Genomic DNA, 24,201 nt, shown 5'->3' on the forward strand with positions numbered 1-24,201 from the left:
GGCGCTCAGTCGTCGAAGTGGGTCTTGGAACCGGCGGTGGAGGCAGTGGTGCCGGTCGCCAGCAGCACCGCCCGGCTGCAGGTGGCCGGGCGCCCGTCCGGGAGGACGTTGAGTTGCCGTGTGGCGTCATAGCTGTAGGGGGTGGTGGCCGGTGTTTTCACCGCCGGACGGGCGTAGCTCAACGCAAACGGTCGCATACCTTCTCCTTCGAAGCCCGGTTTCTGAGCCCTTGGCACGGGGCACACTTCAAGGCCCCGTTTGATGACTCTGCACGGAAGACGCGACAATCTGGTCAGTAAGTTGCCTCTTTTGCTCGTTTCCGGCGATCCTCTTGACTGAATAGCGACGATCGCGTACTCGCCGGCCGTGCCAAGTACCGCCGTCGAGGCATGTCCTGACGGCCCGTTCGGGCAGGAGCGCATGCGGAAATCCCCCGCCCGGAAGAAGACTTCCCCGAGCGGGACTTGGGCACGCGGAAGGGCCCCGCGCGGCGGCCCGGCGGCGAAGCGCGCGCGGAGCGCACACGACCGGCTGCGCCCCGCCCGGTGAGCGACTGACGGGACGCGTGCGGAAACGAGCGCCGTACGAGGCTGCCGGTACGTGTCGCGTCCGTGTCGCGCGGGCGGCTAGCCGGGGATCTTCCCGTCGGCCGGGAGCCGCAACGGCGCGCCGTCCAGGATGGCGGCGACCAGTTCCACGGTCAGCCGGTGCCACTGGCGGGCGCCACGGAGCATGGTGTGGCCGCCGCGCGGCATGGTGACCGCGTGGGCCCGCGCCCCCGAGTCCCGGGCGCGGTCGGCGAAGAGCCGGGAGCCCTCGGCGTCGGTGATCCGGTCGCGCGCGTCGTGCAGCAGCACGACGGTCCGGTCCCGCAGATGGGCGACCGGTTCATCGGACGGGCACCAGGGGGCGAGCGCGACGATGCCGCGCACCGTCGGGTGCCCGCCGGTGCGCAGGGCGGCCCTGCCGCCCATGGAGTGGCCGACGAGCACGACCGGCACGCCGGCGGCGAGGGCGGCCAGCTCGTCGAGCGCCCGCCGGGCGTCCCGGGCGGCGTCCGCCTGCGGCCCGTTCCACCCGCGGCAGCGGTACCGGACGGAGGCGAGCAGCAACTCCCGCCCGCGCGGCGGCCGGGACAGCGCGGAGCCGAAGGGCCGCATCCGCAGCGCGGGGAGGTTGAGCCGCGGGGGCGGGGTGCGGCCGTCGGCCCGGCCGCCGTGCAGCAGCAGGACCGCCGCCCGGGGCGCGTCCGATGCCCGGTGGACGACCAGCGGACGGTGCGCTTCCCGGTCTCCGTCGCCGCCGGGGTCCGTGGGCTGTGCCGGGCCTGTCGTCATGGGCGGGGGTCCTCCGGGTGGGGCGGTCGGCGCGGCGGCCGGGGGAAGAAGCCGCTGGTGCGGGCGGTGTAGGCGGCGTATCCGGGGCGGTCCGCCAGGTGGTTCTCCAGCAGTCGCTTGCCGCTGCCGAAGACGAGCAGGTACGACATCACCAGCGGCGAGACCACGGCGAGCGCGGCGGCCTGCACGGTGCCGCAGGCCAGCAGGAACAGACCCCACCATACGAGGAAGTCACCGAAGTAGTTGGGGTGCCGGGTCCAGCCCCACAGGCCGCGGTCCATGATGCGGCCCCGGTTGGCGGGGTTGGCCCGGAACCGGCCGAGCTGGAAATCGCCGACGCTCTCGAAGACGAGGCCGGTCGCCCACACCACCGCGCCGGCCACCGCACTCGCCCCCAACGGCACCGGGACGTACTGGGCCACCTGGACCGGCAGCGAGATCAGCCACACCAGCCCGCCCTGCAACAGGTACACCGTGCGCAGGGCGTAGGCGTCGCGGCTGCCGGGGGCCTTGGCCAGCAGCCGCTCGTAGCGCGGATCCTCGCCGTGCCCGCGGCCGCGCCGGGCGATGTGGACGGACAGCCGCAGCCCCCACACCGCCGTGGCGGCCGTGACCAGGATCCGCCGGCCGTCGTCGCCGTGCCCCGCGGACAGGACGCAGGTCGCCACGGCCACCGCCGTGAACGCCGCTCCCCAGGCGATGTCCACCAGCCGGTGCAGCCCCTTGGTCCGGGCGACGGCGAACGTGGTGAGCATGACGGCGAACGCGGCACCGGCCGCCACGGCGAGATTGACGGCGAAGGCCGCCCAGGGCAGCCCCGTCATGTCCGGATGTCCTCCGCGTACCAGTCGTACGGCGTGCCGGGCAGGCCGGCGGCCCCGTCCGGTGCGGTGCGTACGGCGAGGATCTGGTCGACGCCCATGCGGTGCTCGGTGAACGCCAGGCCGGCACCGGCCATGTAGAGCCGCCACACCCGGGCGGTCGGCTCCCCGGCCAGGGCCACGAACTCCGGCCAGCGGGTCTCCAGCGTGTGGTGCCAGGCGGCGATGGTCCGTGCGTAGTGTTCGCGCAGCGACTCCACGGAACGCACCTCCAGTCCGCCGGCCTCCAGCATGCCCACCGTCTCGCCCAGCGGGCGCATGTGCATGTCGGGGGCGATGTAGGTCTCGATGAACGCACCGCCTCCGGGCGCGGTCGCGCCACGGGACATCTGCTGGACCAGCACCCGTCCCCCGGGGCGCACCAGGGCGTGCAGCCGGGCGGCGAAGGCCGGGTACTCGGCCTCGCCCACGTGCTCGCCCATCTCGATCGCGCTCACCGCGTCGTGGCCGTCCGCCGTGAGGTGGCGGTAGTGCCGGAGCTCGACGTCGATCCGCTCGGTCAGCCCCAGTTCACGCACACGGGCGGTCACGAACGCGTGCTGCTCCCGCGAGAGGGTGACCGCGGTGACCTGTGCGTGGTGCTCCCGGGCGGCGTACAGCGCGAGGCTGCCCCAGCCGCAGCCGATGTCCAGCAGGCGGGCACCGGGGCGGAGTCCGAGCTTGCGGCAGACCAGCTCCAGTTTGTCCCGCTGGGCGTCGGCCGGCCCGTAGGACGGGTCGGCGGGGCGTTTCCAGTAGCCGCAGGAGTAGGCCATGGTCTCGTCGAGCAGCAGCGCGTACCAGTCGTTGGACAGGTCGTAGTGGTGGCTGATCGCGGCCCGGTCGCGGGCGGTGCTGTGCAGGGCGCCGCGCAGCCGGGCCCGCGGGGCCCCGGGGGCGGGCGGCCGCGGGCCCAGCGCGCCGAGCAGCAGGGCAGCGCGGGCCATCCGGGCCAGTTGCCGGGGGCCGGGGGCGGCGGGAGCCGGGCCGTGGGCGCGAACCGAGCGCCACACCCGGCTCAGGCCGTCGACGAGGTCGCCCTCGACGTCCAGATCGCCGGCGATGTACGCCTGCGCCAGGCCGAGTTCGCCGGGCTGCCACAGCAGCCGGCGCAGCGCCCGGCGGGAGCGCAGCACCATCACCGGCGCGTCCTGGGGCCCGGCTTCGCTGCCGTCCCAGGCGCGCAGCCGTACCGGCAGGTCGCCCGCGAAACGGCCGGCGAGCAGTGCGGCGAGACGGGGCGCGGCGCGCGTCATCGCGGGCCTCCGTCCTGCGCCGTGGCGGCGTCGGTCAGGAGCAGTTGGCGGACGTCCAGGTAGCCGGCGCGGAAGCCGGCCTCGCTGTAGGCGAGATAGAACTCCCACATCCGGCGGAACACCGCGTCGAAGCCCAACGCGCCGACCGCGGCGTGCTGTGCGATGAAGCGTTCGCGCCACAGCCGCAGGGTCTCGGCGTAGTGGCCGCCGAACCCGTCGTTCTCCGCTACGCGCAGGCCGGCGCCCGCGGCGCACTCCTCGACGGCCCGGACGGAGGGGATGAGTCCGCCGGGGAAGATGTACTTGTGGATCCAGGTGTAGGTGGTGCGGGTGGCGCGCATCCGGTCGTGCGGCATGGTGATCGCCTGGAGCGCGATCCGGCCGCCGGGCGCCACCAGGCGCCGGAGGGTCTCGAAGTAGACGGGCCAGTAGTCCTCGCCGACGGCCTCGATCATCTCCACGCTCACCACCGCGTCGTGGACCCCGGTCACCTCCCGGTAGTCGCACAGCTCGACCGAGACCCGGTCGGCGTGACCGGCCTCGGCGACCCGCGCCATGGCGAGCGCGCGCTGCTCCCGCGACAGGGTCACGGAGACCACCCGGGCGCCGCGGGCGGCGGCGCGCAGGGCGAGTTCGCCCCAGCCGGTGCCGATCTCCAGCAGGCGGGTGCCCTCGCCGACGCCGGCCAGGTCCAGCAGCCGGTCGATCTTGCGGTGCTGGGCGTCGGCCAGCTCGCTCCATGCGGCGGGGCGCTTGCGGAAGAGGGCCGAGGAGTAGGTCAGGGTCGGGTCGAGGAAGAGCGCGAACAGGTCGTTGGACAGGTCGTAGTGCCGGTGGATGTTGTCCCGTGCGCCGTCCGGTGTGTTGCGTTGTCCGTGCGGCCTGCGGTGCGCCCAGGCGCCACGCAGCCGTTGCAGGGGGCGGGGTACCAGCGCGGTGAGGTGGGAGGCGAGGACGGTCAGCGCGGCGACGAGTTCGTCGGTGTCCCACTCCCCCGCCATGTAGGACTCGCCGAAGCCGATCAGCCCGTCGGTGCCGATCCGGCGGAAGAAGGCGTCCGGGTCGTGCACCCGCAGCAGGGGCCCTTCGGTGCCCGTGACGGGGGCGTCGCCGAGCGCGACCCGCAGCGGGAGGGCGGCGAGCGCCCGGCGGACGAGCAGCCGGGTCAGGGCGGTACGGGCGGCCGAGGCGCGCGGGGCGCGCGCCACGTCCGGCCAGGCGGCCGCGTCCACCCGCGTCGGGGCCGGGGCGGGGGCGGTTCCGGTGCGGTACGGGGCGGAGGTCTTCACTGCGTGCCTTCCTGGATACGGTGGCGGGGGCGGGGCTGGACGCGCAGTCCGCGCAGGAACAGGGCGATGCCGTGGCGGCGGATCCCGGCCGAGACCGCGGCCGTCGACCAGGGGTGGCGCAGCACGGTGGCCAGCAGGTGCCGCGGGGTCGCGGGCCGCCGGGTGCCGCGCACGGTCGCGGTGAACGGCCTGGCGTCGCCGCGCCGCAGTTGTACGGTCAGATCGAGCCGGGCGGCCGGTTCGGGCAGGCGCATCCGGTAGGCGCCGTCGACGGGGAAGAACGGCGAGACGTAGAAGTCCTTGGCGGTCTCCGCCCGGCCCTGTGCGTCGGTGTGCAGCAGATAACAGTGGCGCTCGCCGTAGGTGTTGTGCACCTCGGCCACCACGCAGAGCGGCGCGCCGCCCGGGTCGTGGCACCAGTACAGGGTCAGCGGGTTGAAGACATGGCCCAGGACCCTGGCGTGCGCGAGCATCAGCACCCGCCCGCCCTCCAGCCGCACCCCACGGCTCGTCAGGAACCGTTCCAGCCCGGCCCGGATGGTCGGTGCGGTGCCGTCGAAGTGGTCCCGGGCGTCGAACCGGGCCAACGGGCGCAGGACGGCGGGGAGTTGCGGCAGGCGGTCGAGGTCGACCAGCCACATGTACGTGCGGTGGCGCAGGGAGTGCCGCACCGGGGCCGTGCGGGTGTGGGAGACGAGGCAGGTGTAGAGGGCGGGGGTGCGGACATCGGTGGCGGGGGCGGCGGCCGGGGTGGCCGCGGGGGGTGTCACCAGCGCACCCCCAGGTCCGCGGCGGCCTGGACGCCGGAGCGGCAGCCGTCCTCGTGGAATCCCCAGCCGTGGTAGGCGCCGGCGAAGGCGGTGACCGCGGTGTTCAGGTGCGGCAGGCTCTGCTGGGCGGCGACCGCCTCCGGTGTGTAGAGGGGGTGTTCGTAGACCATGCGGGCCAGGACCCGGTCGGGGGCGACCCGGTCGGTGGCGTTGAGGGTGACGAGGTGGTCCTCCGGGGTGTCCAGCCGCTGCAGCCGGTTCATGTCGTAGGTGACCTGCACCTTGTCGGCGGGGGTGGTGCAGGAGGCCATCAGGTAGTTCCACGAGGCCCGGGCCCCGCGGGCGCGCGGCAGCAGCGAGGTGTCGCCGTGCAGCAGGGTGGTGTTGCGCGAGTAGGAGAAGGCGCCCAGGACCCGCCGTTCGTCGTCGGTGGGGTCGGCGAGCATCCGCAGGGCCTGGTCGGGGTGGACGGCGACCACCACCGCGTCGTAAGTCTGCTCCGTACCGTCCTCGGTGACGATGCCGGCCCGGCCGCCGCCGCGGCGCACCGCGCGCACCGGGGTGCCGGTGCGGACCGCCGTGAGCTGCTTGGCCACCCGCCCGACGTACTCGATCGAGCCGCCGGTCACGGTCTTCCACTGCGGCGAGCCGCTGACGGAGAGCAGGCCGTGGTGCTCCAGGAAGCGGAAGAGGTAGACGGCCGGATACTCCATGGCCGTCGTGGGGGCGCAGGACCACACCGCGGACACCAGCGGGGTGACGAAGTGGGTGACGAAGTACCGCGAGAAGCCGCACTCGCCCAGGAACGCTCCGAGGGTCAGCCGGTCCCCGCGCTCCGCGGCGAGCGCGGTGCGCGCCGCCCGGTGGAAGGCCCGGACCTCGGTCAGCATCCGCAGGTAGCGCCCGCGCAGGGCGCTGCGCGGCTGGGCGAACAGCCCCGCGGGACCGCGGGCGCCGGCGTACTCCAGGCCGCAGCCCTCGCACCGTACGGACATGCTCATCTCGGAGTCCTGGGTGGTCACCCCGAGTTCGCCGAAGAGCCGGAGCAGCAGCGGGTAGGTGCGTTCGTTGTGGACGATGAAGCCGCTGTCGACGCGTACCACCCGGCCGTCCGCCGAGGTCGTTTCGTGGGTGTGGGCGTGGCCGCCGAGGCGGTCGTCGGCCTCGTACAGCGACACCTCGCAGCCGCCTCGCTGCAGCACATACGCGGCGGTCAGTCCCGAAACCCCGCCGCCCACCACAGCTATCCGTCGACGCTCCACAGCAGGTGCCTCCTCCTCGTGTCGGGGCGGGCCGCTTCAGGGGTGCGGGGGCCCGCTCACGGAGGATTCGGCGCCGGGGGCGGCGCGGATTGGTCCTGATGCGGCCGGACCGTCGCCGAGGCCGACGTGCGGGGTGGAAGCCGGCGGTGCGGGACGGGGCGCGCCGCCGGAACCGGCGGCCGGCCCTGGGAGGTTCAGGGCAGGCCGCCGGTGTCGTCCGTCGTGTCCCGAGGGCACCTGCCCGTCGCGGGGTCAGGTGCCGACGCCCGGGGTCACACCCGCAGCAGGCCCAGCGGCGGGCTGGTGGGAGTGCGGGAGCCGCCCGGCGGTTCGGCCGTGACGCCGACGCCGTCCGCGCCCTGCGGTCCGCCGGTCAGCAGCATCGTGCCGGAGGAGCGGCCGGGCTCGACGAGTCCGGCGGGCACCATGCTGCCGTCGCGGCTGTACCAGAGTTCGTACACCCGCTGCTCCGGCAGGGCCGGCAGCCCGCGGTACAGGAAGGCGGCCCGTCCCATCCGCTTGGAGGCCACCACCGTCCCGCTGCCCCCGCCCTTGAGGGCGGTGGTGTGGAAGGTGGCGTCCGGCGCGGCCATCAGGGCGCTGACCACGGCCGCCTGCTGCTCGGCGCGGACGGAACGTTCCCGCTGTGCGTCGGCGTCCTGCCGGGCCTTGACGGCCAGTCCGCCGGCGACCGCGGCGACGACGAGACAGGCGGCGGCCGCGAGGTAGGGCAGGCGGCGGCGCGTCCGCCGGCGCATGGGGAGCACGGTCGCCTCGCGCGGTATCGGCGGCAGCTGCCGGACCTCGGGCAGGGCCGCCATCACCCGGGTCCTGAGGTCCGCCGGGGGCACCTCGGCGACCGCCAGCGCGAGCCGGGCCGCGGTCTCCTGCAGTTCCCGTACCTCCCGGGTGCAGGCGTCGCACTGGGCGAGGTGGCGGCCGAACTCCGCGGCCTCCTGCTCGGACAGCGCGCCCAGGGCGTAGGCACCGGTGAGCGTGTGCAGATCGACGGTGTTCACGCCGACACCCCCAGGCAGTCGCGCAGCCGGATCAGACCGTCGCGCAGCCGTGTCTTGACCGTGCCCAGCGCCGTGCCCAGCAGGTCGGCGGTCTCCCGGTAGGTGTACCCGCGGTAGTAGGCGAGCGTCACCGACTCCCGCTGCAGTTCGGTGAGCTGTCCCAGGCAGCGGCGCACCTGCTCGCGCTCCAGACGCCGTTCGACCTGTTCGCTGACCTCGTCGAAGGCCGCGGTGTAGGCGTGCACTCCGGCCCGGTGGTCGCGATCGGCCGCCGCCTGGGCCGAGCGCACCCGGTCCACCGCCCGCCGGTGGGCCAGGGTCATGATCCAGGCCATGGCGCTGCCCTGCCGCGCGTCGTACCGGGCCGCCGACCGCCACACGTCGATCAGCACCTCCTGTGCCACCTCCTCGGACTGGGCCGGATCCCGCACCACCCGGCGCACCAGGCCCAGGACCGACCCGGCCACCGCGGTGTAGAGACTCTCGAACGCTTGCTGGTCACCGCGCGAGACGCGGTCGAGCAGGGTTTCCAGGGCACCGGAATGCGGCGCTGAGGATCGGTCGCCGCGGGCTGCGACGGGCATGGACACCTCCGGACTGTGACATGGTCACCAGTGATTCGGCGCCGGGCGACACCTGGATTGGTCGGAAAGGATTCTGGCGTACGGCACGGCGGGCGCCGCGGGCGGGCCCGGCCGGTACGGCCCCGGCCCGGCACCGGCCCCTTCCGCGCGCCCGCGGCCCGGACAGCCGGCGCGCGGCCACGAACTCCTGCGGCCCGCCGGTTTCCCGCGCGTCGGACACCGCCTCCCGGCCCCTCGTTGCGCGAGGATCGCCGTCGGGCCCGTCGAGCGCAGGGAGGACCGGGCGTGCGGGACGCGGATGCCGTCATCGTCGGCGCGGGAGCGGCCGGGCTGTCGCTCGCCCACCGGCTGTGCGCCCCGGCACCGGGTGCCGGGACGCCACGGGTGCTGCTGGTCGACGCGCCGCCCGGGCCGCTCACCCCGCGGGAACGGACCTGGTGCTACTGGGAGGCGCCGGGCGGCGCCCTCGACTCCGCGCTGACCGCTTCGTGGGACCTGCTGCGCGTGCACGGACCCGACGGGGCGGCGACGACGGGACGGCTCGCGCCCTTCCGGTACAAGATGCTGCGCTCGCGCGACTTCGAGGAACTGGTCGGCGCCCGGCTGTCGGGCCACGGCGGCGTCGCCCGGGTCGCCGCGACGGTGGAGTCCGTACGGGACGTGACCGGCGGCGCGGAGGTGCGGGGGCGCGACGCGGCGGGGCGGCCGGTGGTCCTCCGGGCGCGCTGGGCGTTCGACTCCCGCCCCGGCGGCCGGCTCCCGCCGGCCCGCACCACCCTCCAACAGCACTTCCGGGGCTGGTTCGTGCGCACCCGGCAGCCGGCGTTCGACCCCACGACAGCGGACCTGATGGACTTCCGCACCCCGCAGCCCGCGCACGGCCTGTCCTTCGGGTATGTGCTGCCCCTGAGCGAGCACACCGCGCTCGTGGAGTACACCGAGTTCTCCCGCCGGGTCCTCGACACCGCCGCGTACGAGCGGGCGCTGCACCACTACACGGCGCGGGTGCTGCGGCTGGGCGGGTTCCGGGTGACCGCCGTGGAGCAGGGCGCGATCCCGATGACCGACGGGCGGTTCCCGCGGCGGGCGGGCCGCGCGGTGTTCCGCATCGGGACCGCGGGCGGCGCCACCCGTGCGTCGACCGGCTACACCTTCGCCGCCGTCCAGCGGCAGTCCGCGCACATCGCGGCCGCCCTGCTGGCGGGCCGGCCGCCGCTCCCCCCGCCCGCGCACGCCACCCGGCACCGGGCGATGGACGCCGTGCTGCTGCGGGCGCTCGACAGCGGCCGGGTGGACGGCGCGGAGTTCTTCACCGGGCTGTTCCGCGCGGTGCCGACGGAGCGGCTGCTGCGGTTCCTCGACGGCCGCTCCCGCCTGTGGGAGGACCTCGCCATCGGCCTGCGCACGCCCGTGCTGCCCATGCTCCGTACCGCCGCCGAACTTCCGCTGCTGCCACGTCGGGCCACCGTGCGGTGAACCGGCCGTTCGCCCGCCCCCGGACCGGAGGAGAGACCGTGCCACCGCTGGCTCCACGAGGACCGCTGATGCGAAGGACGTCATTGACGCCACTGATCCCGCAGATCCCGTCGATGCCGTCGATGCCCTTGAAGCCGCTCCCGTGGCCGTCCGGGAACGTCCCGCCCGTGGCGTGCGCCTGCCCGGAGGGCACATGACCGCCAAAGGGCGTGCGCGTGGCGGGGCCGCGCGGCACGGGCGCGACCGGCGGGCAGAGCGGGTGCCGGGGCCGCCGGGGCGGGAGCGGGTCCCGGACGGCGGGCCCGCCGCGGCGGTGATCGGCGGCGGTATCGCGGGCCTCGCGGCCGCGACCGCGCTGGCCGAGCGGGGCGTGCGGGTGACGCTGTACGAACGGGGAGCGGACCTGGGCGGGCGGCTGGCGGGCTGGCCCGTGCGGCTCGCCGACGGCTCGGCGGCGACCATGAGCCGCGGATTCCATGCGTTCTTCCCGCAGTACTACAACCTGCGGGGGCTGCTGCGCCGGATCGACCCGGGCCTGGACGTGCTCCGGCGACTGCCCGACTACCCGCTGCACCACCGTGCGGGCCTGCGGGACAGCTTCGCCCGGGTGCCGCGCACCCCGCCGTGGAGCGCCCTGGGCTTTGCCGCGCTCAGCCCCACCTTCACCTGGCGGGACCTGGTGCGGATGCGGCCCGGTGCGGCCCTGCCGCTGCTCGACGTGCGGGTGCCGGGGGTCTACGAGCGGCTGGACGGGATCAGCGCCCAGGACTTCCTCTCCCGTATCCGCTTCCCCGAGGCCGCGCGGCACCTCGCCTTCGAGGTGTTCTCCCGGAGCTTCTTCGCGGACCCGCGGGAACTGTCCGCCGCGGAACTGGTGTTGATGTTCCACATCTACTTTCTCGGCTCCAGCGAGGGACTGCTCTTCGACGTGCCCGCCGAGCCCTTCCCGCAGGCGCTGTGGCACCCTCTCGGCCGGTATCTGACGGGACACGGGGTGCGGCTGTGCACGGACACGGCGGTGGCGCGGGTCGAGCCGGAGGACGGCGGGGTGCGGGTCGTCGCACGGGACGGGGAGCGCCGGTTCGACGCGGTGGTGCTCGCGCCGGACCCCGGCGGACTGCGTCAACTCGTCGCGTCATCCGGGAAGTTGGGGGATGCCGCCTGGCGGGCGCGGATCGGGCGGCTGCGGACCGCGCCGCCCTTCCTGGTGTCACGGCTGTGGCTGGAACGGCGGGTGCGCACCGACCGGCCCGGTTTCCTGGGCACGAGTGGCTTCGGCTCGCTGGACAACGTCAGCGTGCTGGAGCGCTGGGAGGGGGAGGCGGCCCGCTGGTCGGCCCGCACCGGCGGCTCGGTGCTGGAACTGCACGCCTACGCGGTCGCCCCGGGAGCCGACCGGGATCGCGAACAGCGGCGCCTGGTGGACCAGTTGCACGCTGTCTATCCGGAGACCCGCGGCGTCCGGATCGTCGACCGGCGGAACGAGTGGCGGGCGGACTGCCCGCTGTTCCCGGTGGGCGGCTTCGGCGACCGGCCGACCGTGCACACGCCCGATCCGCGGGTGGTGGTCGCGGGTGACACGGTGCGCACCCCGTTCCCCGTCGCGCTGATGGAGCGCGCCGCGACGACCGGGTTCCTCGCCGCCAACGCCCTGTTGCGGCGCTGGGGGGTGCGCGGCCAGACCCTGTGGACGGTGCCGGGCAGGGGACGTTCCGCGGCGCTGCGGTGGGCGGCGCGGCGGGGCGAACGGTGACGGGGGCGTGCTCCGGGTCCCCGGCGAGCCGGCCGGTGGCCGGTGTCCGGTGTCAGCCCGGGAAGCGTCCGCTGCTGCGCAGTTCCCAGCGGCGTTCGGCGTAGGCCAGGTCGTCCCGCCACAGCCGTCGCGAGGCGGCGCGCATCAGCGGGCGCAGGGCGGGGGCGGCCGCGCGCGCGAGGGCGAAGCCGGGACGCCGGGACGTGGCGATGACCGCCTCGGTGACCGCGGTGCGCGGCCGCCCCCGGTCGTCGGCGCCCAGCGGCGTGGCATGGGTCTCCACCACGGAGCCCTGCCCCTCGCCCGCCACGATGTGCATCACCACCGTACGGGGCTCGGGCGCGGTGAAGACGGCCGTGACCGGGACCACGGCGCGCCCGGCGACCTTGAAGGAGACCTCGACGGCGATGCCGTCGGCGTGCGGGGCGCCGTGCTCCGCGGGGGTGTCCACCACGGTGAGGTCGACGAAGGAGTAGGGGTGGAACCATGCGCCGTGCCACGGGTCGAGACGGTTGGCGATCACGTCCTCGGGGTCGCAGCCGCCGGTGACGGTGTGGACCGCGGTGACGGCACCCGCCGTGCGCGGCCGCCGGGGCAACACCGGTTCGGGCAACGGCTCCTCGCCGCCGGCCGCGTCGAGGCGCACCCACGCCAGCAGTCCGTCGTCGTGGGCGGGGAACGGGTCCCAGCCGGCGAACGGGGCGCCGTCCAGGGCGAGTCCGTGCCAGCGGCAGCGGACGATGCCGCAGTGCACGGGGCTGCGGTCCAGGGGCGCGCCGAGGTGCGGGCAGGCCCCCGGCCCGGCGAGCAGCCGCCCGGCCGGGTCGCGCCAGGCGACGACCTCGACGCCGGCGACGGTGCGACCGACGGCGCGCCGGGCGCCGATGCCGTCGGACGCGCCGAGGACGAACCAGTTGCCGGACGAGCGGGCGAGGGCGGCCTTGACGGCGTCGGCGAGGCGCGCGGGCCGGGCGTCGCGCCAGGTCGGCCGCTGGGCCTCCCACGGCACGGGCCCGGTCCGCAGCCGGAGCGGGATGCGCGGAGTCCGGCCGGCCCGATGAGCCTGAGGAGTCCGGTGGTTCCGACGGGCCTGAGGGGTCATGGCGTCTCCTCCTGCGGACGGTGCGGCACCCCGGAGTACGGCGTCCCTGGGCGCCGCACGGCGGGGCGGCGGGCGGCGATCCGGGCGGCGGTGACCCGGGCCAGCCCGCCGAGGGCGGTGGCCGCGCGGCGTCTGCGGGAGACCACCGCGCGGCGGTGCAGCACGGCGTAGCCGTCGTCGCGCACGGCGTCGAGGATGGCGCGGTAGAGGACGAACGCGGTGCGGATGCACGGGCGCGACACCGGGTCGAGCAGGGCGAGGCCGGGAGCCGCCTCGCGGTAGACGCCGCGGACGAGGTCGGCGGCGGCCGCCATGGCCGCGGTGATCCGCGGGTCGCGGTGGCCGGTGTCGCGGCTCCACCGCAGCAGCGCGCGGTCGACGCCGTGCGCCGCCAGCAGGTCGGCGGGCAGATAGATCCGGCCCCGGTCGAGGTCCTCCCCCACGTCGCGCAGGAAGTTGGTGAGCTGGAAGGCGACGCCGAGGGCCGCGGCGTGCGGCGCGGCCTCGTCCTGCGGCGCGACCGTGCCGAGCACCGGCAGCATCTCCAGCCCCATCACCGCGGCCGAGCCGTGCACATAGCGCCGCAGGTCCTCGTACGTCGGGTAGTCCGTCACCGTCAGATCGCTGCGCATCGACGCCATGAAGTCCGCGAAGTGCCGGTGGTCGATGCGGTACACGGCAGCGGTGTGGGCCACCGCGCGCACCACCGGTTCCGTGGTCTCTCCCCCGCGCAGGGCCTCCTCCAGGCAGCCCTGGAGGGCGTCGAGCGCCCGTGCGCAGTCGGCGGTCGAGCGGCCCGCTCCGGGTTCGTCGACGAGGTCGTCGGCCCGGCGGGCGAAGCCGTACAGGGCGTGGACGGCCGGCCGGCGCTCCACGGGCAGCAGCCGGGTGGCGAGGAAGTAGGTCTTGCCGTGCCGGGCGTTGAGCCGGCGGCACCGGGCGTAGGCGTCGCGCAGGAGGGGGTCGGTGATGCCTGCGGCGTCCAGTTCGCGAGCCGTCATGCCGGGGTGCCTCTCGGGGTCGGGCGGGTGGTTCCCGCCGGGGACCGGGTGGCCCGGGGGCCGGTGATCCGGGCCGCGGCGAGCTTGCCGGAGAGCAGGACGGTGGGGACGCCGACGCCGGGGGTGGTGCCGCAGCCCGCCAGGACGGCGTTCTCGGTGCCGCGCACGAGGTTGCGGGGGCGGAAGGGGCCGGTCTGCGCCAGGGTGTGGGCGGCCGAGAAGGGTGTTCCGGCGGCGAGCCCCTGCGCGGCCCAGTCGGCGGGGGTGACCAGGTGGTGCATCTCGGTGGCGGCGCCGATGCCGGTGAGCCCCCGGCGCTCCAGTACGGCGAGCAGGCTGTCGCGGTACCGGGGCGCCAGGTCGTGCCAGTCCCCGGCGCCGGGACCGGTCTCGGTGTTGGGGCAGGGCGCCAGGATGTAGTGGAGGTGGCGCCCCGGAGGGGCGAGCCCGGGGTCGGTGGCGGTGGGGCGGGTGATGAGCAGCGAGGGGTCGCTCATCAGCCGCCCGGTGCGGGTGAGTTCGTCGAAGGTCCGCTCCCACGCGGCGCCGAAGGAGAGCGTGTGGTGGGCCAGTCGCGGCCAGGTGCGGTCGGTGCCGGCGTGCAGGACCACCGCGGACGGCGCGTGGCGCAGGCGGAGCGGGCGGCGGGGGCGCCGGCCGAGCAGCCGGTGGACGACCGGGAGGTCGGGGGTGAGGACCACCGCGTCGCAGGGGATGCGTTCGTGCGCGGTGACCACGGCCGTGATCCGGTCGCCGCGGCGTTCCAGCCGGGTGACCGGGTGTCCGTAGCGGAACGCGGCACCGGCGTCGGCGGCCGCGGCCGCCATGGCGCGGGGCAGGGCGTGCATCCCGCCGCGGGGGAAGTACACCCCGGCGACCGTGTCCATGTAGGCGATGACGGCGTAGGCGGCCAGGGCGCGGGCGGGCGGCACCCCGGCGTACAGCGCCTGGAAGGAGAAGACCCGGCGCAGCCGCGGGTCCGGCAGGAAGCGGGCGATGCGGTGGTCGAGCCGGCCGAAGCCGCCGAGCGCGGCGAGGCGGACCAGGTCCGGGTGCAGCAGTTGCAGCGGTGAGTCGAAGTTGGCGTCGATGAAGCGGTGGCGCTGGACCGCGTACAGCTGCTGGAGCCAGTGCCGCAGCCGCCGGTAGCCGTGGGCCGCCGCGGGGCCGGCGAACCGTTCGACCTCCGCCTCCATGGCCTGTGGGTCCGTGTGCACGTCCAGCTCGCTGCCGTCGGCGAAGCGGGCGCGGTACGCCGGGTGCAGTGCCCGCAGTTCCAGCCGGTCGGTGAGCCGCTCGCCGACCGCCGCGAAGGTCTCGTCGATGAGGTCCGGCATGGTCAGCACGGTCGGACCGGTGTCGATGCGGTAGCCGTGGCGGTCGATGCGGCCGGCCCGGCCGCCGGGCAGCGTCTCGCGCTCGACGACGGTGACCCGCCGTCCCGCGCCGAGCAGGTGCAGCGCGGCGGACAGCCCGGAGAGACCGGCGCCGACCACCACGACGTGGTCGGTGGGGCCCTGAACCGCTCTCATGAACCGCCTCCTCGAGCCCGGCGGGCGGGCGCACTCGCCGGGAGCCGTCCGGCCGGGCACCCGACCGATGCCCACGGGCCGACCCTGCCCTCCCCCGCCGCCGCACTCCACACACCACGCACGGCACCGGCGCCCTCTGACACCAACGGCGGCAGCCGCCCCCGCCAAGCGGGACGACCATACAACCATTGCGACGAACCATCGCGAGCGTTATGGTCTCTAACATAAGCGAGGGCGCAGAACGAGAAGCGCTGCGAAGCCTCTCGCCGCCGATCGCCCTCGGGCCCCGCCCGCCGGCCACCGCCTCATAGAGAAGGAACCGCCATGTCCGATGCAGCACGCTCCCTCCACGCGGTACTGGGCGCCGGCCCCGCGGGCACCGCGCTCGCCGGTGAACTCGTCCGCCGCGGCCACGCCGTACGGCTGGTCAGCCGCTCCGGGCCGGACAACGCCGCCGAGGGTGTCGAGCGGCGCGCGGCCGATGTGAGCACGCCGGAGGGGGCACTGGCCGCCGTCGAGGGCGCCGACGTCGTCCACCACTGCGTGAACGTCGGCTATCACCACCAGGTCGAGGTGATGCCCCGGATCCAGCGCGCGGTACTGGCCGCCGTCGAGTCCACGGGCGCCCGCCTGGTCGTCCTGGACACGCTGTACCCGTACGGCCCGACGCACGGCGAGGTGATGACGGAGGACACGCCCTGGCGGGCGACGAGCCGCAAGGGGCGGATGCGGGCGGAGCTGGACGAGCGCTACCTCGACGCGCACCGCGCGGGGCGCGCCCGGGTAGTCCTCGGGCGGGCGGCGGACTTCGTCGGCCCCGGCGTGCTCAACTCGACGCTCGGCGGGGCGGTCTTCCCCGGCGCGCTGACCGGAGGGGAAGTCCTCGGCCTGGGCGACATCGACCTGCCGCACAGCTACACGGACATCCGGGACGTGGCGACCGGCCTCGCCACCCTCGGCGAACTCCCGGTGGGTGACGGCCGGGTGTGGCATCTGCCCACCGCGCCCGCCGTCACCACGCGCGAGATCCACACGATGATCGAGGAGCGGGTGGGGCGCCCGCTGCAGCGCGTGGTCCTGCCCGAACCGCGCCCCTTCGGGCCGTTCGACGAAGCCTTCATGGACGAGTACGCGGAGATGTTCTACCAGCACACCGAGCCGCAGATCGTGGACTCCACGGCCTTCGCGCGGACCTTCGGCGTGCACCCGACCCCGCTGGCCGCCACCCTCGACGCCACCGTCGACTGGTACCGCGGCCTGCTGGCCGGGGCCCGCGGCTGACCCGGCGGTACACGCCGCGGAGGCCCGACGCCCCCACGCGTCGGGCCTCCGCTCCGCCGGCTGCGGTCAGGAAGCCGCGGGCGGCGTCGCCGACCAGGCCGTCACGGACAGCTTCCCGCCGTCCACGGCGTTGTCGAACGCCACGACGCCGTGCGCGTTGCCGCCCGTCGGGGACACCTGCAGGTACTTGGCCTGCGCGGAGGACGGTCCGGCGTGCGTCCAGACCAGGTCCGCGAAGGCGCTCTTGCCCGGCTTCAGGGTGATCCGGCGCGCGCCCGGGTCCTTGGCGAAGTAGGTGTCACCGTGGTGCGGGGTGGTCTTCAGGGCCGCGTGTCCGGCGCCCTCCAGCGCCAGCCCCGGGTACCCGTCCATCGCGCAGGTGCTCCCACCGGTGTTGGTCACCTTCAGGTAGGTGCCCTGGTGGTTCATGCCGATCTGGCTCGAACCCGCGCTGGCGGTCGTGACCTTCAGCGCCCCCGGGGCGCACGCGGCGGCACCCGGTCCTGCCGTACCGGCCGCGGAGGCCATTCCGGCGCCCGCTCCCGCGGCGAGGGCAACGGCGGCGGCGACGGTGACGGCGGTACGCAGACCACGGATGGTCATCAGTCATCAACTCCTTCTTCTCCGGCACCGGGAGAGACCTCGGTGCACGCCCACCGCCCGGCCCGCACGGCGCTCCCCGGCCCCCGTGAAGGCACCCCCGGCCGCGGAGCCGACCGCGGGACCGGTCGGTGGGTTCTCTTTCGTTCCGCGCCACCCACCCTGGGCGCCCCCACTGATGATCGGCTAACGCGCGGCTAACACCGCGGAAAACAAGGACGCGAGGGCGACAAAGAGGGGCATAACGGGGCCACTAGGAGCAAACCTGGAGGCAAGGGAGCGAAAGAGGCGGGGAGTTCGCGGGGAGCGCGCTCACGCCTGCCAGGGGGGCGCCGGAGCCGATGCGGATGGAGTCGTTCCGATCAGGCGTGCGATGCTGGTGCCTCCCGGATCATGGCAAGAAGTGGGAGTGTACGGCACCGTGAGGGCAGCGATACGGCGGGCTCGGACGAAGACCTGGGACCGCTTCGCGGCATCCGACCCAGGGATGCTGCGGCTGAAGGCGGGGCTGCGGACGGTCGGGGCGATCGTGCTCACGCTCGTCGCCCTCGCCCTGCTCCACACCGGCGTCACGCTGATGGTCGCGGGCGCCATGGCCGCCATGGTCGCCACCTTCGCCATCAAGGAGAAGGAGGTCCGCGGCCAGGCGGTCACCCTGGCGCTGGGCCTGCCCGTCGCGCTCGCCGCCATGTCGCTTGCGGCGGTACTGCACGCCCTGGTCATCCCCGGGGACCTGTTCTTCGTCCTGCTGATCTTCAGCGCCGTCTACGTCCGGCGGTTCGGCGACCGCGGCACCGCGCTCGGACTCATCGGTTTCCAGGTCTACTTCGTCTCGCTGTTCGTGCACGCCACGGTGCCCACCCTCCCCGAGCTGTACCTGACCCTGGGCATCGCCTTCGCCTGCAGCGCCCTCGCCCGCTTCGCCGTCGTCCCGCAGACGCCCCAGCGCACCCTGGACCGGCTGCGCGAGGCCTTCCGGGCCCGCCTCGCCCAGTTGCTGGCCACCCAGCTGGAACTGCTGGACGCCGGCCCCGACGAACGGGACAAGGTCCTCGACGACCTGCGGCGGCACACCGCCCGGCTGCACGAGGCGGCCCTGATGATCCAGGGCCTCCTGGAGGAGGGCACCCGGGACGCGGCCGCGGCGGGGCTGGTGCAGCGCCGCGTCGCGGAGGCCGAGATCGCCGCCGAACGCCTGGGCATGCTGATCCTCAACGCCCGCAGCGCCGAGCGGGCCGACACCCTCACCATGCACCTGCCGCACGCCCCCGTGCCGGCCACGGCGGCCCCCCTCCGCACCGAGGACGAGGCCACCGTCACCCTGCGCCGGGACCTGAACTCCCTGCTCCTGCTGGTCGCGCGGCGCGCGCCCGACGACCGCGGCACCGGGCTGGCCCATGTGCGCAACCGGCTGCTCGGCTACCGCGACGAGGACAACCTGCCGCGCGCCACGCCCGTCGTCCAGGACGTCTTCCGCGGGCTCGGTGAGGCCGCCCGCTCCGTCCTGGGTCTGCGCCTGGCGCTGGACGGCCCGCAGGACGAGTCGGACGACTCCCCGGCCACCACCCGCTCCCGCGAGGAGTTCGACGCCGAGGACCTCGCGATCGTCGGCGCCGAGGAGAGCGACGAGGCGGAGGACGACCGCACCGGGTTCCAGCGGCCCACCACCCGTGCCGCGTTCCAGGTCGCGGTGGGCTCGACCCTGGCCGTCATCGGCGGCGAATTCCTCTCCAGCCAGCGCTGGTACTGGGCGGTGCTGACCTGCTGGGTGGTCTTCCTCAACACCGCGTCCACCGGCGAGATCATGGTCAAGGGCTACCGCCGGCTGGTCGGCACGGTCCTCGGCGTGGTCGCCGGTGTCGCGCTGGCCGGCCTGGTCGGCAATCACACCTGGGCCGCCTTCGCCCTCGTGCTGCTCTGCATCTTCGGGATGTGGTTCACCGCGCCGTTGTCCTACGCGCTGATGTCGTTCTTCGTCACCGCGATGCTCGGGGTGCTCTACACCCTGCTCAACACCTACAGCTTCGCGGTGCTGGTGCTGCGCATCGAGGAGACGGCGCTGGGCGCCGCGTGCGGGATCATCGCCGCCGTCCTCGTCCTGCCGGTGCGCACCGACCGCCGCACGGACGAACTGCTGGGCACGGTGCTGGTCCGGCTGCGGGACGTGGCCTCGGCCGCGGTGGAACAGCTCAGCGGCGGACCGGCCGTCGACCTGCTGGGCAAGGCGCGCGATCTGGACACCGCGCTGGACGAGCTGCGCGCCTCCATCCAGCCCCTGACGCACCCGATCACCCCGCTGCGCGTACGGCGGCGGACCGCCCGCTACCTGGTCGCGCTCCTGGAGACCTCCGCCTACCACGCCCGTTCCCTGGCGGCGACGGCGGAACTGGTGCCGTACAGCAAGACCATCGCGGCCGATCCGCGGCTGGCGGGCGCCGGCCGGCGGATCGCGCACAACATCGACCTGATCGTCGCGCGGGTGCTGGAGGAGTCCGCCGAGGGCGAGGTGGAGTCGGGCGTCAGCATCGCCGCGATGCTGGATGCCGCCGGTTCCGGGGCCCTGCAGTCGGGCACGGTCACCTTCCGCGTGCTGCGCCACCTCCAGCGCCTCGACGAGGGAGTGGTGGGTATCGCCCGCCCGCTCGGCGTGCCGGTGGCGGGCCCGAAGGGCAACAGGTCGTAGCCCTTCGCGCCCCGGCGGCCGCGGGCCGGCTCACCGCAGGGCTCAGGCGCCGCTGCCCGCGCCGGAGCGGCAGTCGGGGTGCCCCCAGCCGTCCGGGTTCTTGGTGATGGGCTCGCCCTTGGCGTAGGAGCGCCCGCAGCGGCAGCGTCCGGGGAACTTGGCGTTCAGCGTCCGCGTCGAGGCCCCGGAGGTCCGCCGCTTCGGCGAGGACGCGGACGTCGCTGCCGCGCCCGAGGCCGGGCGGCGGGATCCGGCGGGCTTGGCGGCGCCCGAGGAGGGCGGCGGCTCCGGGGAGCCGAGGTCGCTGCCGGCGGCCTCCTGGACGACCGCCGCCTGGCTGGCGGCCCGGTCGGCGAGGTCGTTGAGCGGGTCGCCGTCCACCTGGTGCGCCGGCACGTACCGGAATTCCACGGAGCGGCCGGTGAGCAGCTCGTCGATGCGCATCACGAGTTCCTGGTTGGCGACCGGCTTGCCCGCGGCGGTCTTCCACCCCTTGCGTTTCCAGCCGGGCAGCCAGGTGGTGACGGCCTTCATCGCGTACTGGGAGTCCATCCGGATCTCCAGGGCGTCGGCCGGATCGATGGCGGCCAGCAGGCGTTCCAGGGCGGTGAGTTCCGCGACGTTGTTCGTCGCGGTGCCCAGCGGCCCGGCCTCCCACCGCACCACGGTCTCCGCACCGTCGGCGATGACCCAGGCCCAGCCCGCGGGCCCGGGGTTTCCTTTCGAGGCGCCGTCACAGGCGGCGATCACGCGTTCAGCCATGGGCGCGATCATGCCAGCCGGAGAGCCGCCGGGCGAAGTCGCCTCCGCGGGGGCCGGCACCGGGGCGGGCCGGCCGTCGCCTGGTCCGAGGGGCGCGCCCGCCGTCCGGATCAGTTGCCGGCCGTCTTCTCCGGGCGGAGTTCGCTGGGCCGTACGATCACGAAGCCCTCGCCGTCGAGACGGAGCTGGACGGCCTCGCCGGAGCCGCCGCGCAGCATCGATCCGAGGCTCTGCGAACGGTGCAGCGTGGTCTGCAGGCTGCTGCTCCAGCCGACCACGGCATCGGTGTCGACGAAGACCGGGGCCTGCGGGGACACGGGTATGACGACGGGGTTGCCCTCGCACATCACCGCCAGCTTGCCCTGTCCGCTGAAGACGGAGTTGAAGAGTCCGCCGCCGACCATGCCGGCGCCCTTGACGACCTTGATCTCGTAGGAGAGGGACGGGTCGAAGCACAGCACATTGCGGCCGTTGACGGTGAGGCCGTCACCGGGGGCGAGGTCGATGACGAAGCAGTTGGCGGCCTCGTGCGCGAACCACACCTCGCCGCGGCCCCGTACGGCCATCAGCGCCAGCCCCTCGCCGGTGACCGCGCGCTTGAGGAACTTGCCGATTCCCTGCCCCTGCTTCTCGAACTGCAGGTCACCGCGGTAGGCGATCATCGAGCCCTGCCGCGCGTAACACTCGCCGTCCAGGGCGTACTTGATGGACTTGGCGTTCTGCTGGATCATGCCGGGCGCGGCGGCGGGCGTGGCCATGTTCTCGGAGGAGAAGAGATCGCTGTTCATGGCCTGCATGCTAAGCGGGGCGCGGAGCGGTCACGCCGAGAAGTCCGGCGGTGGGCGCGAGGGCGGTGCGGGCCGCCCGGCGGGGCTCGCGGAACGAGGCCGAAACCCGATCACACAGACTGTTGGCCTGTAAACAATGGGACACAAGAACACTCAAATTAGGTAAACCACAGCAGTCGGGCGCAACGTGCTCTAGCGTCACGTCCGACACGGAGGCGGTTGGGTGGCCGGGGGGCTCCAGCCGTGCCGGAAAGGTGAGGGACGACCAAGTGGGGGGCCATGGGGTTGTTCGAAGCTGCCGGATCACGGGTGATGGAGTCACCCGCCGGAACAGCCGGATTAGCGCGTGCGCCACAGCGCGGGGAGAAGGACGGGCACCGGTCGGCCGAGCGCCGGCTCGTGCGGCTGGCGTGGGCCGTGGACGCCGTGGGCACCCTGGTGCCGGTCGGTGTGCTCGGTTCCGTGACGCGGCAGCCGCAGCCGTGGCTGACGGCGGTGCTGGCCTGTCTTGCGTGGCTGGCGGTCGGCACAACGAAGAATCGTTACACCCGAGATGAACTGAGCGGGGGCGACACGGCACTGCCGGTCCTGCGGGACTGGCTGACCATGCTGGGCGTGCTGGCCGTCATCTGTGTCGGGGCACGGATCGAGACGGACCTCGAGGTCTGTGTGCTCGCGCTGCTGCCCTGCCTGGGGCTGAGCGTGGCCCGGCGCAAGCTCGTCCACCGGTATCTGCTGGCGATGCGCCGCCGTGCGCAGGCGTTGCGGCGCGTCCTGGTCGTCGGGGAGGCCGGCGCCGTCGATGTGGTGCTCGCGGAGCTGGCGCACCGTACGGACCACGAATACGTGGTCGTCGGCAGCTGCCTCGTCGGCGAGGAGACCACCGACTCGGTGCTGCCGGTGGCCGCCCGGATCGCCTCCGACGGGGAGTCGCCCGAAGGGGCGCTGGACGGCGAGACCGTCCTGCGGTGCGCCGCGGAACTCGACGCCGATCTCGTCTTCGTGGCGCCGGGGCGCCGGCTCTCGGCTCCGCGAGTACGGCGACTGGCCTGGGCGTTGCACGACGAGGGGCGGAATCTGGCCATACTTCCGGGGCTGATCGACGTCTCACAGCACCGGGTCCGGCTGGCCAAGGCGGCGGGCCTGACCGTGATGCACATCGACCCGGCGGCGCGACGGGGGCTGCCGGTGCTGCTGAAGCAGGCCACCGACCGGCTGGGGGCCCTGCTGCTGCTCGTGCTGCTCGCCCCGGTGTTCGCCGCGGTGGCGGCGGCCATAAGGCTCACCACGGCGGGCCCGGTCTTCTACTGGCAGGTCCGGGTCGGCAGGGATCTGACGCCGTTTCGGATGTGGAAGTTCCGCACGATGGTGGTCGCCGCCGACCGGATGCGGGCCGCGCTGGAGTCGGCGAACGAGAACGACGGGGCGATGTTCAAGATCCGGCGCGATCCCCGGGTGACCCGGGTGGGCCGGCTGCTGCGGCGCTTCTCCCTGGACGAACTGCCCCAGCTCTTCAACGTCCTGGCCGGCCATATGTCCTTGGTCGGGCCGCGGCCGCCGCTTCCCGAGGAGGTCGAGCGGTACGACGGGACCGAGGTCCGGCGGCTGTCCGTCAAGCCGGGACTGACCGGCCTGTGGCAGATCAGCGGGCGGTCCGACCTGTCCTGGGACGAGACCGTGGCACTGGACCTGAGCTATGTGGACAACTGGTCCTACGGCCGGGACATCGGTGTGCTGATGCGGACCGTGCGCGCCGTGGTGGACGGGCGCGGTGCCTACTAGGGAAACAGGGCTCCGGTGTGCGGCCGGCGCCTCGCCGAGGGGCGGGCGCCGGCCGCACACCAGGGGACGGGCCTCACACCCGGGCCGTCTCCTCCTGCCACGCCCGGTAGGTGCGGGCGATGCCCTCGGCCAGCGGGATGGTGGGCGACCAGCCCAGTGCCCGCATCCTGCTGATGTCGAGCAGCTTGCGCGGGGTGCCGTCGGGGCGGGACGGGTCGAAGGAGATGCGTCCCTCGTATCCGACGGCGGTGGCGACGCAGGAGGCGAGGTCGGCGATGGTCAGGTCCTCGCCGCAGCCGACGTTGACGGTGTCGTCGCCGTCGTAGCGGCGCAGCAGCACCTCGCAGGCCGCGGCCAGGTCGTCGACGTGCAGGAACTCGCGCAGCGGGGTGCCGGTGCCCCAGAGGGTGAGTTCCTCCTGCCCCTTCTCCTTCGCCTCGTGGAAGCGGCGGATGAGCGCGGGCAGGACGTGCGAGGTCTCCAGGTCGAAGTTGTCGCCGGGTCCGTAGAGGTTCGTCGGCATGGCGGAGATGAAGGAGGCTCCGTACTGCCGGCGGTAGGAGCGGATCTGGACCAGTCCGGCGATCTTGGCTATCGCGTACGCCTCGTTGGTGGGCTCCAGCGGCCCGCTCAGCAGGGCGTCCTCGGTGATGGGCTGCGCGGCGTGCTTGGGGTAGATGCAGCTCGATCCGAGGAACAGCAGCCGGCGGACCCCGGCCTGGTGCGCGCCGGCGATGACGCTGAGCTGGATGCTCAGGTTGTCCTCCAGGAACTGCACCGGGTAGGTGCTGTTGGCCATGATTCCGCCGACTTTGGCGGCCGCCAGGACGACGGCATCGGGCCGGGCGGCGCGCAGGAACTCCGCGGTGGCCTCGGCGTCCCGCAGGTCGAGTTCCGCGTGCGTACGGGTCACCACGTCATAGCCCTGTGCGGTCAGCCGCCGGGCCACGGCGGATCCCACCAGTCCTCGGTGGCCCGCGACGAAGACGCGGGCGGGTGTGGGCAGCAAGTCATCCATGGGGCGGATTGTGTCAGTTATCCCGATACGTCCACCGGCTATTTCA

The 24,201-nt window shown here is 74.3% G+C and carries 21 protein-coding genes; 5 read left to right on the forward strand and 16 right to left on the reverse strand.

Features of this window, described 5'->3' with window-relative positions; genetic code table 11:
* Positions 1 to 5 precede the first annotated feature (5 nt).
* From tgmA to sigK, 9 genes are all read right to left on the reverse strand, one after another.
* Positions 6 to 197, reverse strand: coding sequence for a putative ATP-grasp-modified RiPP (gene tgmA / locus K7396_RS01415; protein ID WP_167392716.1), 192 nt, complete (start codon positions 195 to 197; stop codon positions 6 to 8).
* A gap of 429 nt (positions 198 to 626) precedes the next feature.
* Complete coding sequence (locus tag K7396_RS01420; protein ID WP_152104234.1) at positions 627 to 1,337, reverse strand: alpha/beta hydrolase; 711 nt, start codon at positions 1,335 to 1,337, stop codon at positions 627 to 629.
* Complete coding sequence (locus K7396_RS01425; protein WP_152104233.1) at positions 1,334 to 2,161, reverse strand: DUF1295 domain-containing protein; 828 nt, start codon at positions 2,159 to 2,161, stop codon at positions 1,334 to 1,336. The genes K7396_RS01420 and K7396_RS01425 overlap by 4 nt, the downstream gene beginning before the upstream one ends.
* Entirely contained in the window at positions 2,158 to 3,453 is a 1,296-nt protein-coding gene (locus tag K7396_RS01430; RefSeq protein ID WP_086721379.1) for an SAM-dependent methyltransferase, read from the reverse strand. The genes K7396_RS01425 and K7396_RS01430 overlap by 4 nt, the downstream gene beginning before the upstream one ends.
* The gene (locus K7396_RS01435) at positions 3,450 to 4,742 is read right to left on the reverse strand and encodes an SAM-dependent methyltransferase (protein WP_152104232.1); all 1,293 of its coding nucleotides are present in this window, start codon (positions 4,740 to 4,742) and stop codon (positions 3,450 to 3,452) included. Before K7396_RS01435 ends, K7396_RS01430 begins: the two co-directional genes overlap by 4 nt.
* A complete protein-coding gene (locus tag K7396_RS01440) occupies positions 4,739 to 5,512 on the reverse strand; it encodes a DUF1365 domain-containing protein (protein WP_152104231.1) in 774 nt (257 codons plus the stop codon). Before K7396_RS01440 ends, K7396_RS01435 begins: the two co-directional genes overlap by 4 nt.
* Positions 5,509 to 6,774 (reverse strand): NAD(P)/FAD-dependent oxidoreductase, encoded by a 1,266-nt coding sequence (locus tag K7396_RS01445; RefSeq protein ID WP_152104230.1) that lies wholly within the window; start codon positions 6,772 to 6,774, stop codon positions 5,509 to 5,511. Before K7396_RS01445 ends, K7396_RS01440 begins: the two co-directional genes overlap by 4 nt.
* Before the next feature lie 272 nt (positions 6,775 to 7,046).
* On the reverse strand, positions 7,047 to 7,793 hold the full coding sequence (locus K7396_RS01450) for an anti-sigma factor (protein WP_152104229.1): 747 nt from the start codon (positions 7,791 to 7,793) through the stop codon (positions 7,047 to 7,049).
* Positions 7,790 to 8,377, reverse strand: a complete 588-nt coding sequence (gene sigK / locus K7396_RS01455) for an ECF RNA polymerase sigma factor SigK (RefSeq protein WP_152104228.1) — start codon at positions 8,375 to 8,377, stop codon at positions 7,790 to 7,792. The genes K7396_RS01450 and sigK overlap by 4 nt, the downstream gene beginning before the upstream one ends.
* Before the next feature lie 285 nt (positions 8,378 to 8,662).
* Between sigK and K7396_RS01460 the strand changes: the two genes are divergently transcribed.
* A complete protein-coding gene (locus tag K7396_RS01460; protein WP_152104227.1) occupies positions 8,663 to 9,853 on the forward strand; it encodes a lycopene cyclase family protein in 1,191 nt (396 codons plus the stop codon).
* A 193-nt stretch (positions 9,854 to 10,046) separates the two neighbouring features.
* Positions 10,047 to 11,606: an FAD-dependent oxidoreductase gene (locus tag K7396_RS01465; protein WP_152104226.1), complete on the forward strand. Its 1,560-nt coding sequence runs from the start codon at positions 10,047 to 10,049 to the stop codon at positions 11,604 to 11,606.
* Between the two features lie 52 nt (positions 11,607 to 11,658).
* Here the strand turns inward: K7396_RS01465 and K7396_RS01470 are convergent, their stop codons facing one another.
* From K7396_RS01470 to crtI, 3 genes are read right to left on the reverse strand one after another with little or no spacing between them, the layout of a single operon-like run.
* Positions 11,659 to 12,708 carry a DUF5914 domain-containing protein gene (locus tag K7396_RS01470; protein ID WP_086716439.1) on the reverse strand — a complete coding sequence of 350 codons (1,050 nt, stop codon included), beginning with the start codon at positions 12,706 to 12,708 and terminating at the stop codon, positions 11,659 to 11,661.
* Positions 12,705 to 13,709 (reverse strand): phytoene/squalene synthase family protein, encoded by a 1,005-nt coding sequence (locus tag K7396_RS01475; protein WP_086716440.1) that lies wholly within the window; start codon positions 13,707 to 13,709, stop codon positions 12,705 to 12,707. Before K7396_RS01475 ends, K7396_RS01470 begins: the two co-directional genes overlap by 4 nt.
* Entirely contained in the window at positions 13,706 to 15,241 is a 1,536-nt protein-coding gene (gene crtI / locus K7396_RS01480) for a phytoene desaturase family protein (RefSeq protein WP_086716441.1), read from the reverse strand. Before crtI ends, K7396_RS01475 begins: the two co-directional genes overlap by 4 nt.
* 324 nt (positions 15,242 to 15,565) lie before the next feature.
* Here crtI and K7396_RS01485 point away from each other — a divergent pair, with 324 nt between their 5' ends.
* Entirely contained in the window at positions 15,566 to 16,522 is a 957-nt protein-coding gene (locus K7396_RS01485; RefSeq protein WP_086716442.1) for an NAD-dependent epimerase/dehydratase family protein, read from the forward strand.
* A 66-nt stretch (positions 16,523 to 16,588) separates the two neighbouring features.
* On the opposite strand, the gene K7396_RS01490 is transcribed toward K7396_RS01485, so the two are convergent.
* The gene (locus K7396_RS01490; protein WP_086716443.1) at positions 16,589 to 17,125 is read right to left on the reverse strand and encodes a DUF4232 domain-containing protein; all 537 of its coding nucleotides are present in this window, start codon (positions 17,123 to 17,125) and stop codon (positions 16,589 to 16,591) included.
* Positions 17,126 to 17,609: 484 nt separating this feature from the next.
* Here K7396_RS01490 and K7396_RS01495 point away from each other — a divergent pair, with 484 nt between their 5' ends.
* Positions 17,610 to 19,805 carry an FUSC family protein gene (locus K7396_RS01495; RefSeq protein WP_223660351.1) on the forward strand — a complete coding sequence of 732 codons (2,196 nt, stop codon included), beginning with the start codon at positions 17,610 to 17,612 and terminating at the stop codon, positions 19,803 to 19,805.
* 42 nt (positions 19,806 to 19,847) lie between these two features.
* Here the strand turns inward: K7396_RS01495 and K7396_RS01500 are convergent, their stop codons facing one another.
* Together K7396_RS01500 and K7396_RS01505 are read right to left on the reverse strand one after the other, a co-directional pair.
* Positions 19,848 to 20,579 (reverse strand): ribonuclease H family protein, encoded by a 732-nt coding sequence (locus K7396_RS01500; RefSeq protein ID WP_086716445.1) that lies wholly within the window; start codon positions 20,577 to 20,579, stop codon positions 19,848 to 19,850.
* Positions 20,580 to 20,677: 98 nt separating this feature from the next.
* Positions 20,678 to 21,355: an AIM24 family protein gene (locus K7396_RS01505; RefSeq protein ID WP_086716468.1), complete on the reverse strand. Its 678-nt coding sequence runs from the start codon at positions 21,353 to 21,355 to the stop codon at positions 20,678 to 20,680.
* A 279-nt stretch (positions 21,356 to 21,634) separates the two neighbouring features.
* On the opposite strand from K7396_RS01505, the gene K7396_RS01510 reads away from it, so the two are divergent.
* Positions 21,635 to 23,137 (forward strand): sugar transferase, encoded by a 1,503-nt coding sequence (locus K7396_RS01510; RefSeq protein ID WP_373866868.1) that lies wholly within the window; start codon positions 21,635 to 21,637, stop codon positions 23,135 to 23,137.
* 73 nt (positions 23,138 to 23,210) lie between these two features.
* On the opposite strand, the gene K7396_RS01515 is transcribed toward K7396_RS01510, so the two are convergent.
* On the reverse strand, positions 23,211 to 24,155 hold the full coding sequence (locus K7396_RS01515; protein WP_086716446.1) for a GDP-L-fucose synthase family protein: 945 nt from the start codon (positions 24,153 to 24,155) through the stop codon (positions 23,211 to 23,213).
* Positions 24,156 to 24,201 lie beyond the last annotated feature (46 nt).

The organism is Streptomyces angustmyceticus, assembly GCF_019933235.1.
Lineage (GTDB): Bacteria > Actinomycetota > Actinomycetes > Streptomycetales > Streptomycetaceae > Streptomyces > Streptomyces angustmyceticus.

What these genes read in the sequence shown, in the direction of transcription:
- K7396_RS01515 (WP_086716446.1), bottom strand. Translation starts at nt 24,155, where the DNA reads ATGGATGACTTGCTGCCCACACCCGCCCGCGTCTTCGTCGCGGGCCAC.
- K7396_RS01420 (WP_152104234.1), bottom strand. Translation starts at nt 1,337, where the DNA reads ATGACGACAGGCCCGGCACAGCCCACGGACCCCGGCGGCGACGGAGAC.
- K7396_RS01510 (WP_373866868.1), top strand. Translation starts at nt 21,635, where the DNA reads ATGGGGTTGTTCGAAGCTGCCGGATCACGGGTGATGGAGTCACCCGCC.
- crtI (WP_086716441.1), bottom strand. Translation starts at nt 15,241, where the DNA reads ATGAGAGCGGTTCAGGGCCCCACCGACCACGTCGTGGTGGTCGGCGCC.
- K7396_RS01470 (WP_086716439.1), bottom strand. Translation starts at nt 12,708, where the DNA reads ATGACCCCTCAGGCCCGTCGGAACCACCGGACTCCTCAGGCTCATCGG.
- K7396_RS01425 (WP_152104233.1), bottom strand. Translation starts at nt 2,161, where the DNA reads ATGACGGGGCTGCCCTGGGCGGCCTTCGCCGTCAATCTCGCCGTGGCG.
- K7396_RS01465 (WP_152104226.1), top strand. Translation starts at nt 10,047, where the DNA reads ATGACCGCCAAAGGGCGTGCGCGTGGCGGGGCCGCGCGGCACGGGCGC.
- K7396_RS01500 (WP_086716445.1), bottom strand. Translation starts at nt 20,579, where the DNA reads ATGATCGCGCCCATGGCTGAACGCGTGATCGCCGCCTGTGACGGCGCC.
- K7396_RS01475 (WP_086716440.1), bottom strand. Translation starts at nt 13,709, where the DNA reads ATGACGGCTCGCGAACTGGACGCCGCAGGCATCACCGACCCCCTCCTG.
- K7396_RS01485 (WP_086716442.1), top strand. Translation starts at nt 15,566, where the DNA reads ATGTCCGATGCAGCACGCTCCCTCCACGCGGTACTGGGCGCCGGCCCC.
- sigK (WP_152104228.1), bottom strand. Translation starts at nt 8,377, where the DNA reads ATGCCCGTCGCAGCCCGCGGCGACCGATCCTCAGCGCCGCATTCCGGT.
- K7396_RS01430 (WP_086721379.1), bottom strand. Translation starts at nt 3,453, where the DNA reads ATGACGCGCGCCGCGCCCCGTCTCGCCGCACTGCTCGCCGGCCGTTTC.
- tgmA (WP_167392716.1), bottom strand. Translation starts at nt 197, where the DNA reads ATGCGACCGTTTGCGTTGAGCTACGCCCGTCCGGCGGTGAAAACACCG.
- K7396_RS01505 (WP_086716468.1), bottom strand. Translation starts at nt 21,355, where the DNA reads ATGAACAGCGATCTCTTCTCCTCCGAGAACATGGCCACGCCCGCCGCC.
- K7396_RS01495 (WP_223660351.1), top strand. Translation starts at nt 17,610, where the DNA reads ATGCTGCGGCTGAAGGCGGGGCTGCGGACGGTCGGGGCGATCGTGCTC.
- K7396_RS01490 (WP_086716443.1), bottom strand. Translation starts at nt 17,125, where the DNA reads ATGACCATCCGTGGTCTGCGTACCGCCGTCACCGTCGCCGCCGCCGTT.